1 protein-coding gene is annotated in these 497 nt (G+C 49.5%); it reads left to right on the top strand.

Going from position 1 to position 497, the window contains the following annotated elements:
- Window positions 1-297, top strand: a 297-nt coding sequence (locus ACTHUR_RS18990) for a DciA family protein (RefSeq protein WP_440400329.1), incomplete at its 5' end; no start/stop codon positions are given.
- Window positions 298-497: the final 200 nt, after the last annotated feature.

Genomic DNA, 497 nt, shown 5'->3' with positions numbered 1-497 from the left:
CAAACCGCCTGCATCGAAGAGGGCAGGTTGGTGTTGCTGGCAGCAAACGGCATGGCTGCCTCGCGACTGAAAATGATATTGCCCGCGCTTGTGCCGCAGCTTCAGGAATTGAACGCGGGTATTCAAGATGTGGCGGTCAAAGTCGTACCGAAGCCGCCGGCGCAACCCAAGGTCAACAGCCTGCATTTGAGTGGGGCGGCATTGGAGAGTTTTGATGCGGCGGCGGCAAAATTGGAAGACAAGCATCCTGAATTGGCTGCCGCGCTGGCGGAGTTGGTGCGCAAACACAGCCGCTGACTTGGAATAGTTGCGATGTTTGTTAATTAGGGTTAAAAAATATTTCGTCTGACCGATAGGGTCTAATACTAAAGAAATACGTCAGAAATAGTAGTTATTCTCATTTGTGTAAACTGAGGTAAAACAGCCGCCGAGCTTTGGATTTGTTCGATTTCTTGTAGCAGAATACAGCTTCATTTCTATCCTTCTTCCGCTTGCAA

It is taken from the genome of Neisseria sp. P0021.S007 (assembly GCF_051956855.1).
Note: the sequence above shows the minus strand (reverse complement) of the source record. Positions and strands in the feature narration are given on the sequence as shown.